General features: G+C 30.7%; 11 protein-coding genes, 2 tRNA genes and 2 rRNA genes (1 of these 15 running past the window's edge). 12 read left to right on the plus strand and 3 right to left on the minus strand.

Features of this window, described 5'->3' with window-relative positions; all coding sequences use genetic code 11:
- Positions 1-87 precede the first annotated feature (87 nt).
- Positions 88-1,185, plus strand: coding sequence for an acetyl-CoA carboxylase carboxyltransferase subunit alpha (locus ACTTAV_RS00345; RefSeq protein WP_440669439.1), 1,098 nt, complete (start codon positions 88-90; stop codon positions 1,183-1,185).
- Here ACTTAV_RS00345 and secA read toward each other — a convergent pair.
- On the minus strand, positions 1,180-3,726 hold the full coding sequence (gene secA, locus ACTTAV_RS00350; RefSeq protein WP_440669440.1) for a preprotein translocase subunit SecA: 2,547 nt from the start codon (positions 3,724-3,726) through the stop codon (positions 1,180-1,182). The genes ACTTAV_RS00345 and secA overlap by 6 nt on opposite strands.
- 65 nt (positions 3,727-3,791) lie before the next feature.
- Here secA and argJ point away from each other — a divergent pair, with 65 nt between their 5' ends.
- Together argJ and ACTTAV_RS00360 are read left to right on the plus strand one after the other, a co-directional pair.
- Complete coding sequence (gene argJ / locus ACTTAV_RS00355; RefSeq protein WP_440669441.1) at positions 3,792-5,093, plus strand: bifunctional glutamate N-acetyltransferase/amino-acid acetyltransferase ArgJ; 1,302 nt, start codon at positions 3,792-3,794, stop codon at positions 5,091-5,093.
- Between the two features lie 44 nt (positions 5,094-5,137).
- The gene (locus ACTTAV_RS00360; RefSeq protein ID WP_440669442.1) at positions 5,138-5,566 is read left to right on the plus strand and encodes a DUF1178 family protein; all 429 of its coding nucleotides are present in this window, start codon (positions 5,138-5,140) and stop codon (positions 5,564-5,566) included.
- On the opposite strand, the gene ubiG is transcribed toward ACTTAV_RS00360, so the two are convergent.
- Positions 5,563-6,291: a bifunctional 2-polyprenyl-6-hydroxyphenol methylase/3-demethylubiquinol 3-O-methyltransferase UbiG gene (ubiG, locus tag ACTTAV_RS00365; protein WP_440669443.1), complete on the minus strand. Its 729-nt coding sequence runs from the start codon at positions 6,289-6,291 to the stop codon at positions 5,563-5,565. The two genes, ACTTAV_RS00360 and ubiG, sit on opposite strands and share 4 nt — an antisense overlap.
- 66 nt (positions 6,292-6,357) lie before the next feature.
- Between ubiG and ACTTAV_RS00370 the strand changes: the two genes are divergently transcribed.
- The 5 genes from ACTTAV_RS00370 to ACTTAV_RS00390 are packed head-to-tail and all read left to right on the plus strand — an operon-like array spanning position 6,358 to position 11,020.
- On the plus strand, positions 6,358-7,572 hold the full coding sequence (locus ACTTAV_RS00370; protein ID WP_440669444.1) for an aspartate kinase: 1,215 nt from the start codon (positions 6,358-6,360) through the stop codon (positions 7,570-7,572).
- Positions 7,573-7,581: 9 nt separating this feature from the next.
- Positions 7,582-8,679, plus strand: coding sequence for a flavodoxin-dependent (E)-4-hydroxy-3-methylbut-2-enyl-diphosphate synthase (ispG, locus tag ACTTAV_RS00375; protein ID WP_440669445.1), 1,098 nt, complete (start codon positions 7,582-7,584; stop codon positions 8,677-8,679).
- Positions 8,680-8,681: 2 nt separating this feature from the next.
- The gene (prfA, locus tag ACTTAV_RS00380; protein WP_440669446.1) at positions 8,682-9,752 is read left to right on the plus strand and encodes a peptide chain release factor 1; all 1,071 of its coding nucleotides are present in this window, start codon (positions 8,682-8,684) and stop codon (positions 9,750-9,752) included.
- Positions 9,753-9,754: 2 nt separating this feature from the next.
- Positions 9,755-10,597, plus strand: coding sequence for a peptide chain release factor N(5)-glutamine methyltransferase (gene prmC, locus ACTTAV_RS00385; protein WP_440669447.1), 843 nt, complete (start codon positions 9,755-9,757; stop codon positions 10,595-10,597).
- Between the two features lie 9 nt (positions 10,598-10,606).
- On the plus strand, positions 10,607-11,020 hold the full coding sequence (locus ACTTAV_RS00390) for a DUF4167 domain-containing protein (RefSeq protein ID WP_440669448.1): 414 nt from the start codon (positions 10,607-10,609) through the stop codon (positions 11,018-11,020).
- On the opposite strand, the gene ACTTAV_RS00395 is transcribed toward ACTTAV_RS00390, so the two are convergent.
- Entirely contained in the window at positions 11,017-12,309 is a 1,293-nt protein-coding gene (locus ACTTAV_RS00395; protein ID WP_440669449.1) for a peptidoglycan DD-metalloendopeptidase family protein, read from the minus strand. The two genes, ACTTAV_RS00390 and ACTTAV_RS00395, sit on opposite strands and share 4 nt — an antisense overlap.
- 336 nt (positions 12,310-12,645) lie before the next feature.
- Between ACTTAV_RS00395 and ACTTAV_RS00400 the strand changes: the two genes are divergently transcribed.
- The 4 genes from ACTTAV_RS00400 to ACTTAV_RS00415 all read left to right on the plus strand — a co-directional run.
- Positions 12,646-14,120 (plus strand): 16S ribosomal RNA (locus tag ACTTAV_RS00400).
- 97 nt (positions 14,121-14,217) lie between these two features.
- A tRNA-Ile gene (locus tag ACTTAV_RS00405) sits at positions 14,218-14,294 on the plus strand.
- 11 nt (positions 14,295-14,305) lie between these two features.
- Positions 14,306-14,381, plus strand: a tRNA-Ala gene (locus ACTTAV_RS00410).
- 134 nt (positions 14,382-14,515) lie between these two features.
- Positions 14,516-14,810, plus strand: a 23S ribosomal RNA gene (locus ACTTAV_RS00415) (it continues 2,458 nt past the right edge of the window).
- The 16S and 23S rRNA genes sit together here with 2 tRNA genes alongside, the layout of an rRNA operon.

Consider the following 14,810-nt stretch of genomic DNA (forward strand, 5'->3'; position numbering starts at 1 on the left):
TCTTAAAACTCCTGTAAAATGAAGTCAAATAATTAATCGTAGCATTGACATTTTGTTGTCATTTTCCATATTTATATTTTAAAAAAAATGAAAAATTATCTCAACTTTGAAACTGAAATAAAAGATTTAGAGGCCGAAATAGATAATCTCAAAGATCCCTATAACCAGAGTGGATTATCACAAGTTGATACAGATAAGATATCAAAAACTCAAAATGAGTTAGATGAAAAATTAAAACAAATTTATTCAAATCTAGATCCCTGGCAAACGACGATGGTAGCCAGACATGAAGATAGACCCAAATCAAAATTTTTTATAGATAATCTTTTTGAGGATTTTATTCCATTGTCAGGAGATAGATATTATGGAGAAGATAAATCGGTCGTAAGTGGGTTCGCAAAATTTAATGGAGAGTCAGTTTTAGTAATTGGTCAAGAAAAAGGAGAGGATTTAGAAACAAGAATTAAAAGAAATTTTGGAATGATGAGACCTGAGGGCTATAGAAAAACAATACGGTTAATGGAGCTGGCTGATAAATTTAATATACCAATAATTTCATTTATTGACACACCAGGTGCATATCCAGGTGTTGGAGCGGAAGAAAGAGGGCAAGCTGAGGCAATAGCAAAATCAATAGAGTGTTGTATGAAATTAAAAGTTCCAACAATTGCAATTATTATTGGTGAAGGTGGATCAGGCGGAGCCATAGCTCTAGCATCTTCAAATAAAGTTGTTATGTTGGAAAATGCAATTTATTCAGTAATATCTCCTGAGGGCTGTGCAACTATATTGTGGAGAGATCCAAAAAAAATGCTTGATGCAGCAAAGGCCATGAAGCTTTCTGCTAAAGATTTACTTGATCTAGAAATAATTGATGAAATTATACCGGAACCTCTTGGTGGAGCTCATAGAGATAAAAACTTAATGCTTGAAAATATAAAAAAATCATTAACTAAAAATTTAGAATTTTTTAAATCAATGTCATCAGAAGATATTTATAATAATAGAAAAAATAAATATTTAAAAATTGGAAGAAATAAGGGTTTTATAAGTAACATAGAGGATTTGAGTTCTTTAAGATCAAATCAAAATAATTTAGTTGATGTTTTAAGGTTAAATAAATTAAAGATTTTAGGAATTGGAATTATTTTTGCCTTTATAATTTTTTTATTTTATTTTTTATAAAGTCCCACAACAACGTTTGTATTTTTTTCCTGAACCACATGGGCAGGGTTCATTTCTACTTATTTTTTTATTAATAGTTTTTTTTTGAGCTTTTTTCTCTATTAAGTTATTTTCACTTTCGGCAGGATTTTGAACAAGTTTTAAATTCATTAAGATTGTTATGAAGTCTAATTTTAATCTATCCAATAAATTTTCAAACAAATAGAAAGCCTCCTTTTTATACTCTACTAAAGGATCTCTTTGTCCATAAGATCTTAATCCAATTACCTGTCTTAATTGTTCTAAATATTGTATATGAGACTTCCAGTTCAGGTCAATTGTCTGTAAAAAAATTCTTTTTTCTATATCTTTTGATTGATCTTCACCTAATAATTTTTTTCTTTCTTCCCTAGCTTCCTGAAATTTTTTTCTTAATATCTGTTTAATTTTCTCATCATCAGCATCGGTTATTTCCTTCAAATTAATATTTATAAAATTTTTACCCAAGATTGATTTCAATTTATTTTCAAAATCAGAGCTCTGTAAATTATTTTTTTTCTTTATTTTTAGTTTTATTAAATCATTAATAATTTCATCTAAAAAGTTATCTGAGTAACTAAAAATTTTATCACTATTCATAGCATCTTCTCTTTGAGAGAATATTACATATCTTTGATCATTTAGAACATTATCAAATTTAATTAGTGTTTTTCTTATATCAAAATTTCTAGCCTCGACTTTTTGTTGTGCCCTTTCTAAAGCTTTATTAATCCAAGGATGATCAATACTTTCTCCATCTTTCAGACCAAGTTTCTCTAAAATGTTATTCATGGATTCAGATCCAAAGATCCTCATTAAATCATCTTCAAGACTTACAAAAAAAATTGAATTTCCCTCATCACCTTGACGCCCAGATCTACCTCTAGCTTGGTTATCAACTCTTCTAGACTCCATTCTTTCAGTACCAATTACAAATAAGCCACCTAGAGATTTAATTTTTTCTTTATTTAGTTTAAGTTCATCATCTGGTATTGAACCTTTTTTCCCACCTAGCTGAATGTCCACTCCTCTTCCAGATATACTGGTAGTAATTATTACTGAGCCTTCTTTTCCAGCATTGGATATAATTTCTGCTTCGTTTTCATGATTTTTTGCGTTTAAAACTTGATGTTTTATATTTTCTTTTTTTAAAAGTTTTGAGTAAACTTCTGATTTGTTAATACTAGATGTAAAGATTAACAAAGGTTGCCCCTTTTTATGGCACTCCTTAATTTTAATAATTATTGCATTATTTTTTTCATTCTCAGTTCTAAAAATTTGATCATTAAAGTCTTTTCTTATCATCTTTTTATTCGTTGGAATGACTACAACTGGTAAACTGTAAATTTCGTAAAATTCTTGTGATTCCGTTATTGCAGTTCCAGTACATCCAGATAGCTTTTTATACATCTTGAAATAATTTTGATAAGTAACTGATGCTAAGGTTTGATTTTCAGCTTTTATATGAATTCTTTCTTTAGCCTCGAGAGCCTGATGGAGCCCATCACCAAATCTTCTACCCTCAAGAATTCTTCCAGTCAATTCATCAATTATTTTTAATTCATTGTTCTGAACAATGTAGTCTTTACCTTTCTGGAAAAGATGATTTGCTCTTAAGGCTTGATTAACATGATGAACTAAACTTAGGTTTTCTGGATCATAAAAGTTATTATTTTTTAATATTCCTGCATTGGAAAAAATTTTTTCAACATGACTTATTCCATCATTAGTTAAAAGAACATTTTTATCTTTTTCATCAATTTCATAATCATTCTCTTTCAAATTATTTATTAATTTATCAATAGAAAGATATTGCGCTGTCCTATCTTCAGCTGCACCAGAAATGATTAATGGAGTTCTAGCTTCATCAATTAAGCAAGAATCTATTTCATCAACTATTGCAAAAAAATATTTTCTTTGTACCATTTCATATTTAGAAAATTTCATGTTATCTCTTAAATAATCAAAGCCAAGTTCACTGTTGGTTGCGTATGTTATGTCACAATTATAATTTTTCTTTCTTTCTATATCGTCTTGATCATTATTTATGAAACCTGATGAAAGACCTAAAAAATTATATATTTTTCCCATTTCTTGAGCATCTCTTTTTGCCAAGTAATCATTCACTGTTACTATGTGTACTCCCTCTTTTTCTAGAGCATTTAAGTAAGCTGCGAGTGTAATTGTAAGAGTTTTACCTTCCCCAGTCCTCATTTCAGCGATTTTTCCCTCATGTAAAACTACACCTCCAATCAACTGAACATCAAAATGTCTTTCATTTCTTGTTCTTCTAGAGGCCTCCCTTACTAACGCAAAAGCTTCTGGAAGTATTTGATCAAGGGTTATGCCACTTTTAATTTTTTCTTTAAATTCCTCAGTTTTTTTTGGAAACTCCGAATCATTATATTGTTTTGTAACTTCCTCTAAAGAATTAATCTTTTTTATAATTTCTTCTATTCTGTCCAGCTCTCTTTGATTACTAGATTTTATGAATTTTGAGATAAAGTTTAGAGGATTTAACATCAGTTTTTGATTTATTATTTACTTATAACCTTTAATATAATCATAAAATAATAATTTTAAATAGCATGGGTATTAATTTAACTAATTTCTTGTCGTCTAAATCAAAAAGCAAGAGAATGATGGAGTTTCAAGATTTAGATCATATTGATGGTTTGTCAATTTCCACTGTAAGCGCTAATTTATATAATAATATGAGAGATGATTTAGTTATGTTTTATTTTAGAGATGGTGCAAATCATGCCTCTCTTTATACACAGTCAAAAATTATATCAGAAAACATTAAATGGAACTTAAATCAAAAAGTAAAAAAAATATTCTCATTGATTGTTAATACTAGGAATGCAAATTGTTTTACAGGCAAACAAGGCTATAAAAGCTTAGAAAAAATTGCAGAACTCACCTCTCAAAAATTAACAGAAAAACAAAAAGAAGATGAAGATCAGCCAAAAAAAATAAAATCTAAAGAAATAATTTTTGGTTGCACAGGGACTATAGGTGAAACTTTTCCTGAGGAAAAAATATCTAGTAAGCTTCAAGAGCTTATAGACAAGATTAAGTATACCCAAAATAAATATGTTTGGATGAAAGCAGCCTTAGGCATTATGACAACTGACACTCAACCTAAAATGGCAATGGAAGAATGCACAATTGGAAATAGTAAAATAAAAATTTTTGGGGTTGCAAAAGGCTCAGGTATGATACAGCCTAACATGGCTACTACCTTAGCTTATATTTTTACTGATGCTGATATATCAAATGATATTTTAAAAAAACTTTTAAAAAAGAATATTTCAAATACTTTTAACGCAATTAGTTGTGATGGTGATACAAGCACAAATGATATGGTTTCGATTTTCTCAACTGGAAAATCAAAACATCCTAAAGTTCAAAGTATTAATGATGAAAAGATTAATGATTTTGATATTGCATTAAATAAAGTTTTATTAAATTTAGCAAAAAGAGTTGTTGCGGATGGCGAGGGGGCGTCAAAATTTGTGACGATAAATGTTGAAGGTTGTAAAAATGAAAATGATGCAAAAAAAATAGCTTTCTCAATTGCTAATTCACCATTAGTGAAAACAGCCATTTCAGGAGAAGATCCTAATTGGGGTAGAGTTGTGATGGCGATAGGTAAAGCTGGTATACAAGTAAATTATGAGAAACTCTCTATAAAATTTGGCAATCTAAGTGTTGTACATAATGGAAAAATTAATTCGAATTATGATGAAAGCGAAGTATCTGAATACATGATGAGTGATAGCATTGATATTAATATTGATATTTCATGTGGTTCAAAAAGTTTTAAAGTTTATACAATGGATTTAACAAAAAAATATATTGAAATTAATGGGGACTACAGAAGTTGAAATATTTTATTGAAATTTAGATATTTATTATTAAGTAAAAACTTATGATAAAATACAAATTAATTTGTAAAAAATGTAACTTTTCATTTGATAGCTGGTTTTCAACCTCAACAGAATATGAAAAACTTAAGAATAAGAATTTTCTAAATTGTCATAATTGTAACTCCAAAAAAGTAGAAAAAACTTTGATGGCGCCGAAATTAATAAATAAATCAAAATTGAAAGATTTTAAAATAGAAAATGAAGAGAATAAGCAAATAAAAAATAAGATTAAAGAATATCAAAAATTTATAAAGAATAATTTTGATTATGTTGGAGATAACTTTGCATACGAAGCAAGATCTATTCACTACAATGAAAAAAGAAAAAGTAAGGGTATTTATGGAACTGCTACGAAAAGTGAAATTAAAGAGTTGAGAGATGAAGGAGTTGAAGCTGAAATGATACCTTGGATAGAGGATAAAAATAATTAAATTTTTCTAAATTTTCCAATATAATTAATTGACTTATCAGAACTAATTGACCATTTATCCTTAATAACATTAAATTTCATACCATCTAAACTTTCTAAATTTAAATTAAATTTTTTTGAAATATTAACTAGATCATCAGGCCTTATAAATTTTTCCCATTCATGAGTGCCAATCGGAAGCCATCGCAAAATATATTCAGCACCAATAATTGCAAATATATATGATTTAAGTGTTTTATTTATTGTTGCTATAAACATAATGCCATCTTTCTTTAGAAGAGAGGCACTTGACTTTAAAAAATAATCAACATCTTCAACATGTTCAATTATTTCCATGTTTAAGATAACATCAAATTTTATATCTGTCTTAAATTTTTCTGGTGATGTAGAAAAATATCTGATGTTTAATTTACTCTTTTTTGCATGTAATTTGGCTACTTGAATATTTTTTTCTGAAGCATCTATTCCTGTTACATCCGCACCAAGTCTGCTCATGGGTTCTGATAATAATCCACCGCCGCATCCAATATCTAAAATCTTTAGTTTTTTCAGAGGTTTTCCGTCATTTTCTAGCTTAAAACTATTGATTAAGTTTTCTTTAATATATGAAATTCTTATAGGATTAAATTTATGCAAGGGTTTAAATTTTCCTGATGGGTCCCACCATTCTTCAGCAATTCTAGAAAATTTTTCTATTTCTTCTTTATTTATTGTGTTAGTTTTCATATCTAAGTTGACTTTATATTTAAGATGTATTTTATCAATATATTTAAATTAAGATAATAATTTATCATGAAAATTGTAGTACTAAAATTTGGTGGCACCTCAGTTGGAACAATCGAGAGAATTAAAAAGATAGCTGATATAATAGGAAATTATAAAAAAAAAAATTACAATGTTATCGTAGTTTCATCAGCAATGAGTGGTGTTACAAATGACTTGATAAAAAAATCAAGACAAATTAGTAACAATTTTTTAGAGTCTGAGTATGATGTTTTAGTTTCATCAGGTGAGCAAGTATCTTGCTCCCTAATTGCAGGCAGATTAAATCATAATGGATTTAAGTCTAGAACCTGGTTAGGTTGGCAAATACCGATATATACCAAAGGTCCACACAAATATTCTCGAATTAACAGCATTAACAAGAGCAGGATAATTAGTTACATTAAAAAAGGTGGAATTCCTGTCATAACTGGTTTTCAAGGAATAAGTAGCGATGAAAGAGTAACAACTATTGGAAGAGGAGGTTCTGATGCTAGTGCTATTATGCTTGCAAAATTTTTTAAAGCTAACAGATGTATTATTTATACTGATGTCGAGGGTGTTTATACAACAGATCCTAACAAATTAAGAAAAGCAAAAAAAATCAAAGTGATATCTTATGAGGAAATGTTAGAAATGGCTTCATTAGGTGCCAAGGTGATGCAACCTGTTTCAATTCAAGATGCAAGATTGAATAGAATTGATGTTGAGGTAAAATCTTCATTTGTAAAAAAACCAGGAACATTAATTACCAAAAGATCAAATATTATTAATAACAAGATAATTACCGGCATTTCATCAACGCATAATGATGCTAAGGTTACTTTAATTGGAGTTAAAGATAGACCAGGAGTTGCAGCATCAATTTTTAAACCATTATCTATTAATTCAATTAATGTTGATATGGTAGTTCAAAATATTTCTGCTAACGGAAATGAAACAGATTTAACATTTACAATTAAATCTGAAGATTTAAATAAAACTAAAAAAATAATTCAGGAAAATAAGAAGATTAGTTTTAGAAAAATTTTATTTGAAAAAGGTGTTTCAAAAATATCAATAATTGGTGTTGGGATGATAACAACACCAGGAGTAACCTATAAAATGTTTCAAGCGCTAGCTAAAAAAAAAATCAATATCCAAGTTATATCCACATCTGAGATTAAAATTTCAGTTTTGATTAATAAAAATGATACTAAAAAAGCTTTAGAAGTTTTACATAAAGAGTTTAAATTAGATAATTAAGAATATAAAATGAGTATTAGGCCTTTTAGGGATATAAATAGAAAAAAAACAAAAGTTGTAAATTTAGGAAATGTTAAAGTGGGTGGTGACAATCCTATTTCAGTACAATCAATGACAAATACTTTAACAACAAACGTTAAAGCAACAATAAAACAAATTAATGAAATTCAAACTGAAGGGGCTGATTTAGTAAGGGTTTCATGTCCCGATCAGTCATCAACACAATCTTTAAAAGAAATTATAAAGAATGTTAACATCCCAATAATTGCAGATATACACTTTCATTATAAAAGAGCAATTGAGGCTGCTGAAAGTGGAGCGAGTTGTTTAAGAATTAATCCTGGCAATATAGGAAATAAAGATAAAATTAAGGAGGTAGTAAAGGCAGCTAAAGATAATAATTGTGCAATCAGGGTAGGGGTAAATGCAGGATCATTAGAAAAAGATATTTTGGAAAAGTTCAAAGAGCCTTGCCCGGAAGCTTTAGTTGAAAGTGCTCTCAGAAATATTAGATTATTGGAGGATGAGGATTTTTACTCATTAAAAGTGAGTGTTAAATCATCAGATGTTTTTTTGTCTATTGCCGCATATCGCCAATTATCAAAAGTAAGTGATTACCCTCTCCATCTTGGTATAACAGAGGCAGGAGGATTTGTTTCAGGTAGCATCAAATCTTCAATAGGAATAGGAACTCTGCTTTTAGACGGCATAGGTGATACTATAAGAATTTCATTATCTGACGATCCAGTTCAAGAAGTAAAAATTGGAAATGAAATTTTAAAATCATTAAATTTACGCCATCGAGGAGTAAAAATTATATCATGCCCATCCTGTGCGAGACAAGGCTTTCAAGTTATAGAAACTGTCAAAGTTTTAGAAGAAAAGTTAGCTCATATAAAAACACCAATCACTTTATCAATTATCGGGTGTGTTGTTAATGGCCCAGGGGAAGCTTCCATGACTGATATTGGTATAACAGGCGGTCGGAATGGTAACAATATGCTTTATTTATCAGGTGTTCAGACTGAAAAAATTATGACTGAAGACATGATCAATAGAGTGGTTAGTGAAGTTGAAAAAAAAGTGATTGAAATTGAAAGAAATTAAAAATGATTCCTCAAAAAACAATTGAAGAATTGATCATCAAACATTTTAAATTAGAACAAGATTTATCATCAGGTAAATTAGATAAAAAACTTTTTGCAGAAAAGTCAAAAGAATATTCAGATTTAAATGATATTGTTGATAGCGCAAAAAAATATATTTCTTATGATAAAGATAAAGTTGAGTTAGAAAAAATTTTCAATGATCAAAATGCTGACAAAGAATTAATTAAGATGGCACATAGCGAGCTTGAAAGTCTGAAATCTCAGCATGAACAAAATGAAAAAAAACTAAAATTGTTTTTATTACCAAAGGATGAAGCAGATAAGAAAAATGCAATTATTGAAATTAGAGCAGGTACAGGAGGGCTTGAGGCAAGTTTATTTGCCGCTGACCTTTTTAAGATGTATGAAAAAGTAAGTCATAAAAAAAGATGGTCTTTAGAATTAATCTCTATTTCAAAGAGTGAGGCAGGTGGACTTAAAGAGGTCATTGCATCAATAAAAGGCACAAATATATATTCAACATTAAAATATGAAAGTGGGGTCCACAGGGTTCAAAGAGTACCTGATACAGAAACCCAGGGAAGAGTACATACATCTGCAGCTACAGTAGCAGTGTTACCTGAAGCAGAAGAGGTAGATCTTAAGATAAATGATTCTGATTTAAGAATTGATGTTTTTCGAGCAGGGGGACCTGGAGGTCAATCTGTAAATACAACTGATAGTGCTGTGAGAATAACTCACATTCCTACTGGTTTATCAGTTTCACAACAAGATGAAAAATCTCAACACAAAAATAAAGCAAAAGGAATGAAAATTTTGAGAGCTAGACTGTATGAATTAGAAAGATCTAGAATAGATCAAGAACGGTCTGCAGATAGAAAAAGTAAAATTGGAACTGGTGATAGGTCTGAGAGAATTAGAACATATAATTTTCCACAAGGCAGAGTTACTGACCATAGAATAAATTTGACTTTGCACAAACTGGATGAGTTTTTAGAGGGTGAAGCTTTTGATGAAATAATTGAAGCTTTATCTTTAAAAGCGCAAGAAGAAAGTTTAAGTAAACTTTAATAATGAATATTCATACAGCTATTAGAAAAGGAGAATTAATTTTAAAAGAAAATAAAATTAAAACTGCCACATTAGATTCTCAAATTTTAATGTCCAAAGCAATCAATGAAGAAAAAAAATTTATAATTCTAAATTGTAAAAATGAAATTTCTACCGAAAATCTTGATTATTATTATGATTTAGTTAATCAACGCTCTAATGGCAAACCAATAGCATATTTGTTAAAAAAAAAAAATTTTTGGAAAAATGAATTTGTTGTTGATAAAAATGTTTTAATTCCAAGACCTGATACCGAGACACTGGTAGAGCAAGTTTTGGAATTAACCAAAAATAAAAACAAACTAAGTCTTTTAGATGTAGGAATTGGTTCTGGGTGTATTTTATTGTCAATTTTGATGGAAAGGAAAAATTTTTATGGTACAGGTATAGACATATGTAAGAAATCTTTAGAAATATGTAGAATAAATAGTAAAAAATTAGGATTAAATAAAAGATTAAAATTAATTAAATCAAATATTGACAATTTTCATTATGGCAAATATGATTTAATTGTATCAAATCCTCCATACATAAAAAAATATGATTTAAAATGTTTGGATAAAGATGTTGTAGGTTTTGAGCCTAAACATGCATTAGATGGAGGAGTTGAGGGATTATCAGAAATCAGAAAAGTGATAAATAGATCTTCTGAACTGATAAAAAAGAAAGGTTTTTTGATATTAGAAATAGGCCTTGACCAAAGAAACTGTGTAAAAAGATTATTACAGAATAAAGGATTTTATATTAAAAAAATTGTGAAAGATTTGGCAAATCATGATCGATGCATAGTCGGTATTAAAATATAGTATAATTAAATGGTTACTTTTAGAAACAACAACGGAAGAAGAAATACCTTTAGAAGAAATGATAGAAATTATAAATCTAATGGTGAAAGAAATAAATTTAATAATAATTTTTCAAATACAGAAAATTTTCAAAGAAAAGCTCCAGGTAGAAACAATCACAATGCTCCAAAATTAATTGAAAAGTATAATAATCTCGCAAGAGAAGCTTTATCAAGTGGTGATAAAATTTTATCTGAGAACTATTTTCAGCATGCAGATCATTTTACTAGAGTTTTAAATGAAAAAGAAATCCAAAAAAGAATGAGTTATAAAAATAAAAATTTAAACGACAATGAGGAATTGAGTGAGAATAAAGAAAAAAAAATTGAGTCAATTTCTGAAAAAAAAGATGATCTAGATGAGCCTCATTCAGAGATCATCTAATTTAAACCAATTATTTTTTCTGATTTAAGTACATCAAGTTTTATTCTTTTAGTTTCAAAAATTTTTCTTTCTTCACCTTTAAGCACTTTTCCAGAAGGCAATTTTAAAGTTTGAGAATTTATTCTTTTTCCATTTACAATTACCTCATAATGTAAATGAGGACCTGTTGATTTTCCTGTTGAACCAACATATCCAATTATTTGTCCTTGTTTGACTCTTATACCTTTCCTTATATTTTTGGCAAATTTAGACATGTGTGCATAAACTGTTTGATAAGTTGAATTATGTTTAATAACTACACAATTTCCTCCCCCACCACACCATCCTGCTTTTTTTATAACACCATCTCCTGAAGCCATAATCGGGGTACCCATCGGTGCTGCAAAATCAGTACCTCTATGCATTTTGTTGAAACCATCAATAGGATGTTTTCTCATTCCAAATGATGATGATAATTTTGCCCCATTGATTGGTGTTTTCATTAAAGCTTTCCGAACACTTTTTCCACTTTTATCATAATGTCCTTCACTTTCTTTGGAGTCAAAATAATAAAGTGAATTATCTTCTCCACTTAATTTTAAGTTAGCATATAGAATATTACCAGTTTCAATTATATTTTTTTTATCATCTAAAAAGATTTCATACATAATTTGGAAACTATCTTTTTTTCTTATATCTCTTTGAAAGTCTACTTGAAAACCATAAATTCTTGCAAATTCAACTATAATATTTGCAGGAATTTTTTGATTTTTAGCTGACTTATATAAACTTTCTAGAATGATACTTTCACCATAAACAATGTTTTTATTTAGTTTTGTGACTACAATTTTTTGATTAAATTGATCTGATCTTTTTTTTCTTGTAAGGTAAATCTTTTCAGTATTGGAAACTTGAAATATAAATTCTTGAATTAAGAAGTTTGTTTGGTCTATTGTAAATTGAAATTTTTGGTTTACATCTAGTTTGTTTAAATTAACTTTTTTACTTAATTCTTTTTTAATCTTTGAAATTTCTGTTTTTTCTACCGAATATTGCTCTAGAATTTTATCAAAAGTTTCACCAATACCTATTTTATGTTCAATTTTTTTAAATCTTGGTTCTAAATTGTTTAGTATTTGGTTAAATGATTTTTTAAAATATATATTATCTAATAAATTCACATAATTATTAAAAATTTTTTCTTTGTTGAGATTGTAAAAAGATGTAAAAATTATTGTGATTAAAATTAGCAAAGCTAAAACTGATATTTCTAAGTTTTTTCTTAATATTATTTTAAATTTTTTAAGCATCTAATTTTATTGAGAGCAGTATTATTAGTTAAGGATTTCAAAAAAATCAAAAAAAAACCCTTTAAAATAAGGGGTTTTTGTCATATTTTTTACTCTTAAATGCTTGATTTCCATTAATTTTAGCCTATAAGCATCGAACTTTCTCAATAAAATTATTAAGTACAATAAATTATGTGAGGATTATTGGGCTTTTTTAGCTCAATTAGTTATTATAAAAGTTAAAATTTAAGAAGAGAAGTGTGGACGGTTAAGGTTACCAAAATTTGTCGTACACACTTCAACATTATATAAATTTTATTCTTAGAATTTATATAGAAGCTAGTGTGCGCCGTTTTTAAACTTGAGAGTTTGATCATGGCTCAGAACGTACGCTGGCGGCACGCCTAACACATGCAAGTCGAACGAAGTAGCAATACTTAGTGGCAGACGGGTGAGTAACATGTGGGTATCTACCCTTTGGCCTGGAATAACACGAGGAAACTTGTGCTAATACTGGATAAGTCTTTACGGAGAAAGCTTTATGCACCATTGGATGAGCCCGCACTTGATTAGTTTGTTGGTGGGGTAATGGCCTACCAAGACTTTGATCAATAGCTGATTTGAGAGGATGATCAGCCACATTGGGACTGAGACACGGCCCAAACTCCTACGGGAGGCAGCAGTGGGGAATCTTGCACAATGGAGGAAACTCTGATGCAGCGATGCCGCGTGAGTGAAGAAGGCCCTTGGGTTGTAAAGCTCTTTCGTCGGGGAAGAAAATGACTGTACCCGAATAAGAAGGTCCGGCTAACTTCGTGCCAGCAGCCGCGGTAATACGAAGGGACCTAGCGTAGTTCGGAATTACTGGGCTTAAAGAGTTCGTAGGTGGTTGAAAAAGTTGGTGGTGAAATCCCAGAGCTTAACTCTGGAACTGCCATCAAAACTTTTCAGCTAGAGTTTGATAGAGGAAAGCAGAATTTCTAGTGTAGAGGTGAAATTCGTAGATATTAGAAAGAATACCAATTGCGAAGGCAGCTTTCTGGATCATTACTGACACTGAGGAACGAAAGCATGGGTAGCGAAGAGGATTAGATACCCTCGTAGTCCATGCCGTAAACGATGTGTGTTAGATGTTGGAAATTTATTTTCAGTATCGCAGCGAAAGCGATAAACACACCGCCTGGGGAGTACGACCGCAAGGTTAAAACTCAAATGAATTGACGGGGACCCGCACAAGTAGTGGAGCATGTGGTTTAATTCGAAGATACGCGCAGAACCTTACCAACACTTGACATGTTCGTCGCGACTTTAAGAGATTAAAGTTTTCGGTTCGGCCGGACGAAACACAGGTGCTGCATGGCTGTCGTCAGCTCGTGTCGTGAGATGTTGGGTTAAGTCCCGCAACGAGCGCAACCCTCACTTTTAGTTGCCATCATTAAGTTGGGCACTCTGAAAGAACTGCCAGTGATAAGCTGGAGGAAGGTGGGGATGACGTCAAGTCCTCATGGCCCTTACGTGTTGGGCTACACACGTGCTACAATGGTATCTACAACAGGAAGCAAAACGGCGACGTTAAGCAAATCCTTAAAAGATACCTCAGTTCGGATTGCACTCTGCAACTCGAGTGCATGAAGCTGGAATTACTAGTAATCGTGGATCAGCGTGCCACGGTGAATGCGTTCCCGGGTCTTGTACACACCGCCCGTCACACCATGGGAGTTGGTTCTACCTTAAGGCAAGGTTTCAAACCCTTGACCACGGTATAGTCAGCGACTGGGGTGAAGTCGTAACAAGGTAGCCGTAGGGGAACCTGCGGCTGGATTACCTCCTTTCTAAGGATGAGTAAAAATTTTTTTTACTCTAAATAATATACAGGTTAATGTTGACCGTCCTCATTTCTCTTCTTAAAACAGTGTTTCTCTTGCATGGGGGCCGGTAGCTCAGTTGGTTAGAGCACACCCTTGATAAGGGTGGGGTCGAAAGTTCGAGTCTTTCTCGGCCCACCAATTAAGTTCATGGGGGATTAGCTCAGCTGGGAGAGCGCCTGATTTGCATTCAGGAGGTCAGCGGTTCGATCCCGCTATCCTCCACCAGAAGCACTTAGTTATAAAAAATTGTGAATATAAATAATAATTAATATCAATATCTATATCCGAACATTAGTAATGTTATTAGCTAATGTTCAAAATAAAAATTTGATTCAACACAGAATTTTTTTCTGTGCATAAATCAAGCGTTTAAGGGCGTGTGGCGGATGCCTTGGCACTGAAAGCCGATGAAGGACGTGATATACTGCGATAAGTTTCGGGGAGCTGTATGTAAGTTTTGATCCGAAAATTTCCGAATGGGGAAACCCACCACTTTATGTGGTACTTTAAACTGAATACATAGGTTTAAAGAGACAACCTGGAGAACTGAAACATCTAAGTAACCAGAGGAAAAGAAATCAATTGAGATTCCGTTAGTAGTGGCGAGCGAAAGCGGAATAGGCCAGTAGTTTTGTTAAAAAAATTCGAATAGTT

This window comes from Candidatus Pelagibacter sp. HIMB1483, assembly GCF_052048135.1.
Classification (GTDB): domain Bacteria; phylum Pseudomonadota; class Alphaproteobacteria; order Pelagibacterales; family Pelagibacteraceae; genus Pelagibacter.

Bases quoted from the DNA above. Each gene is read 5' to 3' on its own strand.
- ACTTAV_RS00345 (WP_440669439.1), top strand. From the start codon at position 88: ATGAAAAATTATCTCAACTTTGAAACTGAAATAAAAGATTTAGAGGCC.
- secA (WP_440669440.1), bottom strand. From the start codon at position 3,726: ATGTTAAATCCTCTAAACTTTATCTCAAAATTCATAAAATCTAGTAAT.
- argJ (WP_440669441.1), top strand. From the start codon at position 3,792: ATGGGTATTAATTTAACTAATTTCTTGTCGTCTAAATCAAAAAGCAAG.
- ACTTAV_RS00360 (WP_440669442.1), top strand. From the start codon at position 5,138: ATGATAAAATACAAATTAATTTGTAAAAAATGTAACTTTTCATTTGAT.
- ubiG (WP_440669443.1), bottom strand. From the start codon at position 6,291: ATGAAAACTAACACAATAAATAAAGAAGAAATAGAAAAATTTTCTAGA.
- ACTTAV_RS00370 (WP_440669444.1), top strand. From the start codon at position 6,358: ATGAAAATTGTAGTACTAAAATTTGGTGGCACCTCAGTTGGAACAATC.
- ispG (WP_440669445.1), top strand. From the start codon at position 7,582: ATGAGTATTAGGCCTTTTAGGGATATAAATAGAAAAAAAACAAAAGTT.
- prfA (WP_440669446.1), top strand. From the start codon at position 8,682: ATGATTCCTCAAAAAACAATTGAAGAATTGATCATCAAACATTTTAAA.
- prmC (WP_440669447.1), top strand. From the start codon at position 9,755: ATGAATATTCATACAGCTATTAGAAAAGGAGAATTAATTTTAAAAGAA.
- ACTTAV_RS00390 (WP_440669448.1), top strand. From the start codon at position 10,607: ATGGTTACTTTTAGAAACAACAACGGAAGAAGAAATACCTTTAGAAGA.
- ACTTAV_RS00395 (WP_440669449.1), bottom strand. From the start codon at position 12,309: ATGCTTAAAAAATTTAAAATAATATTAAGAAAAAACTTAGAAATATCA.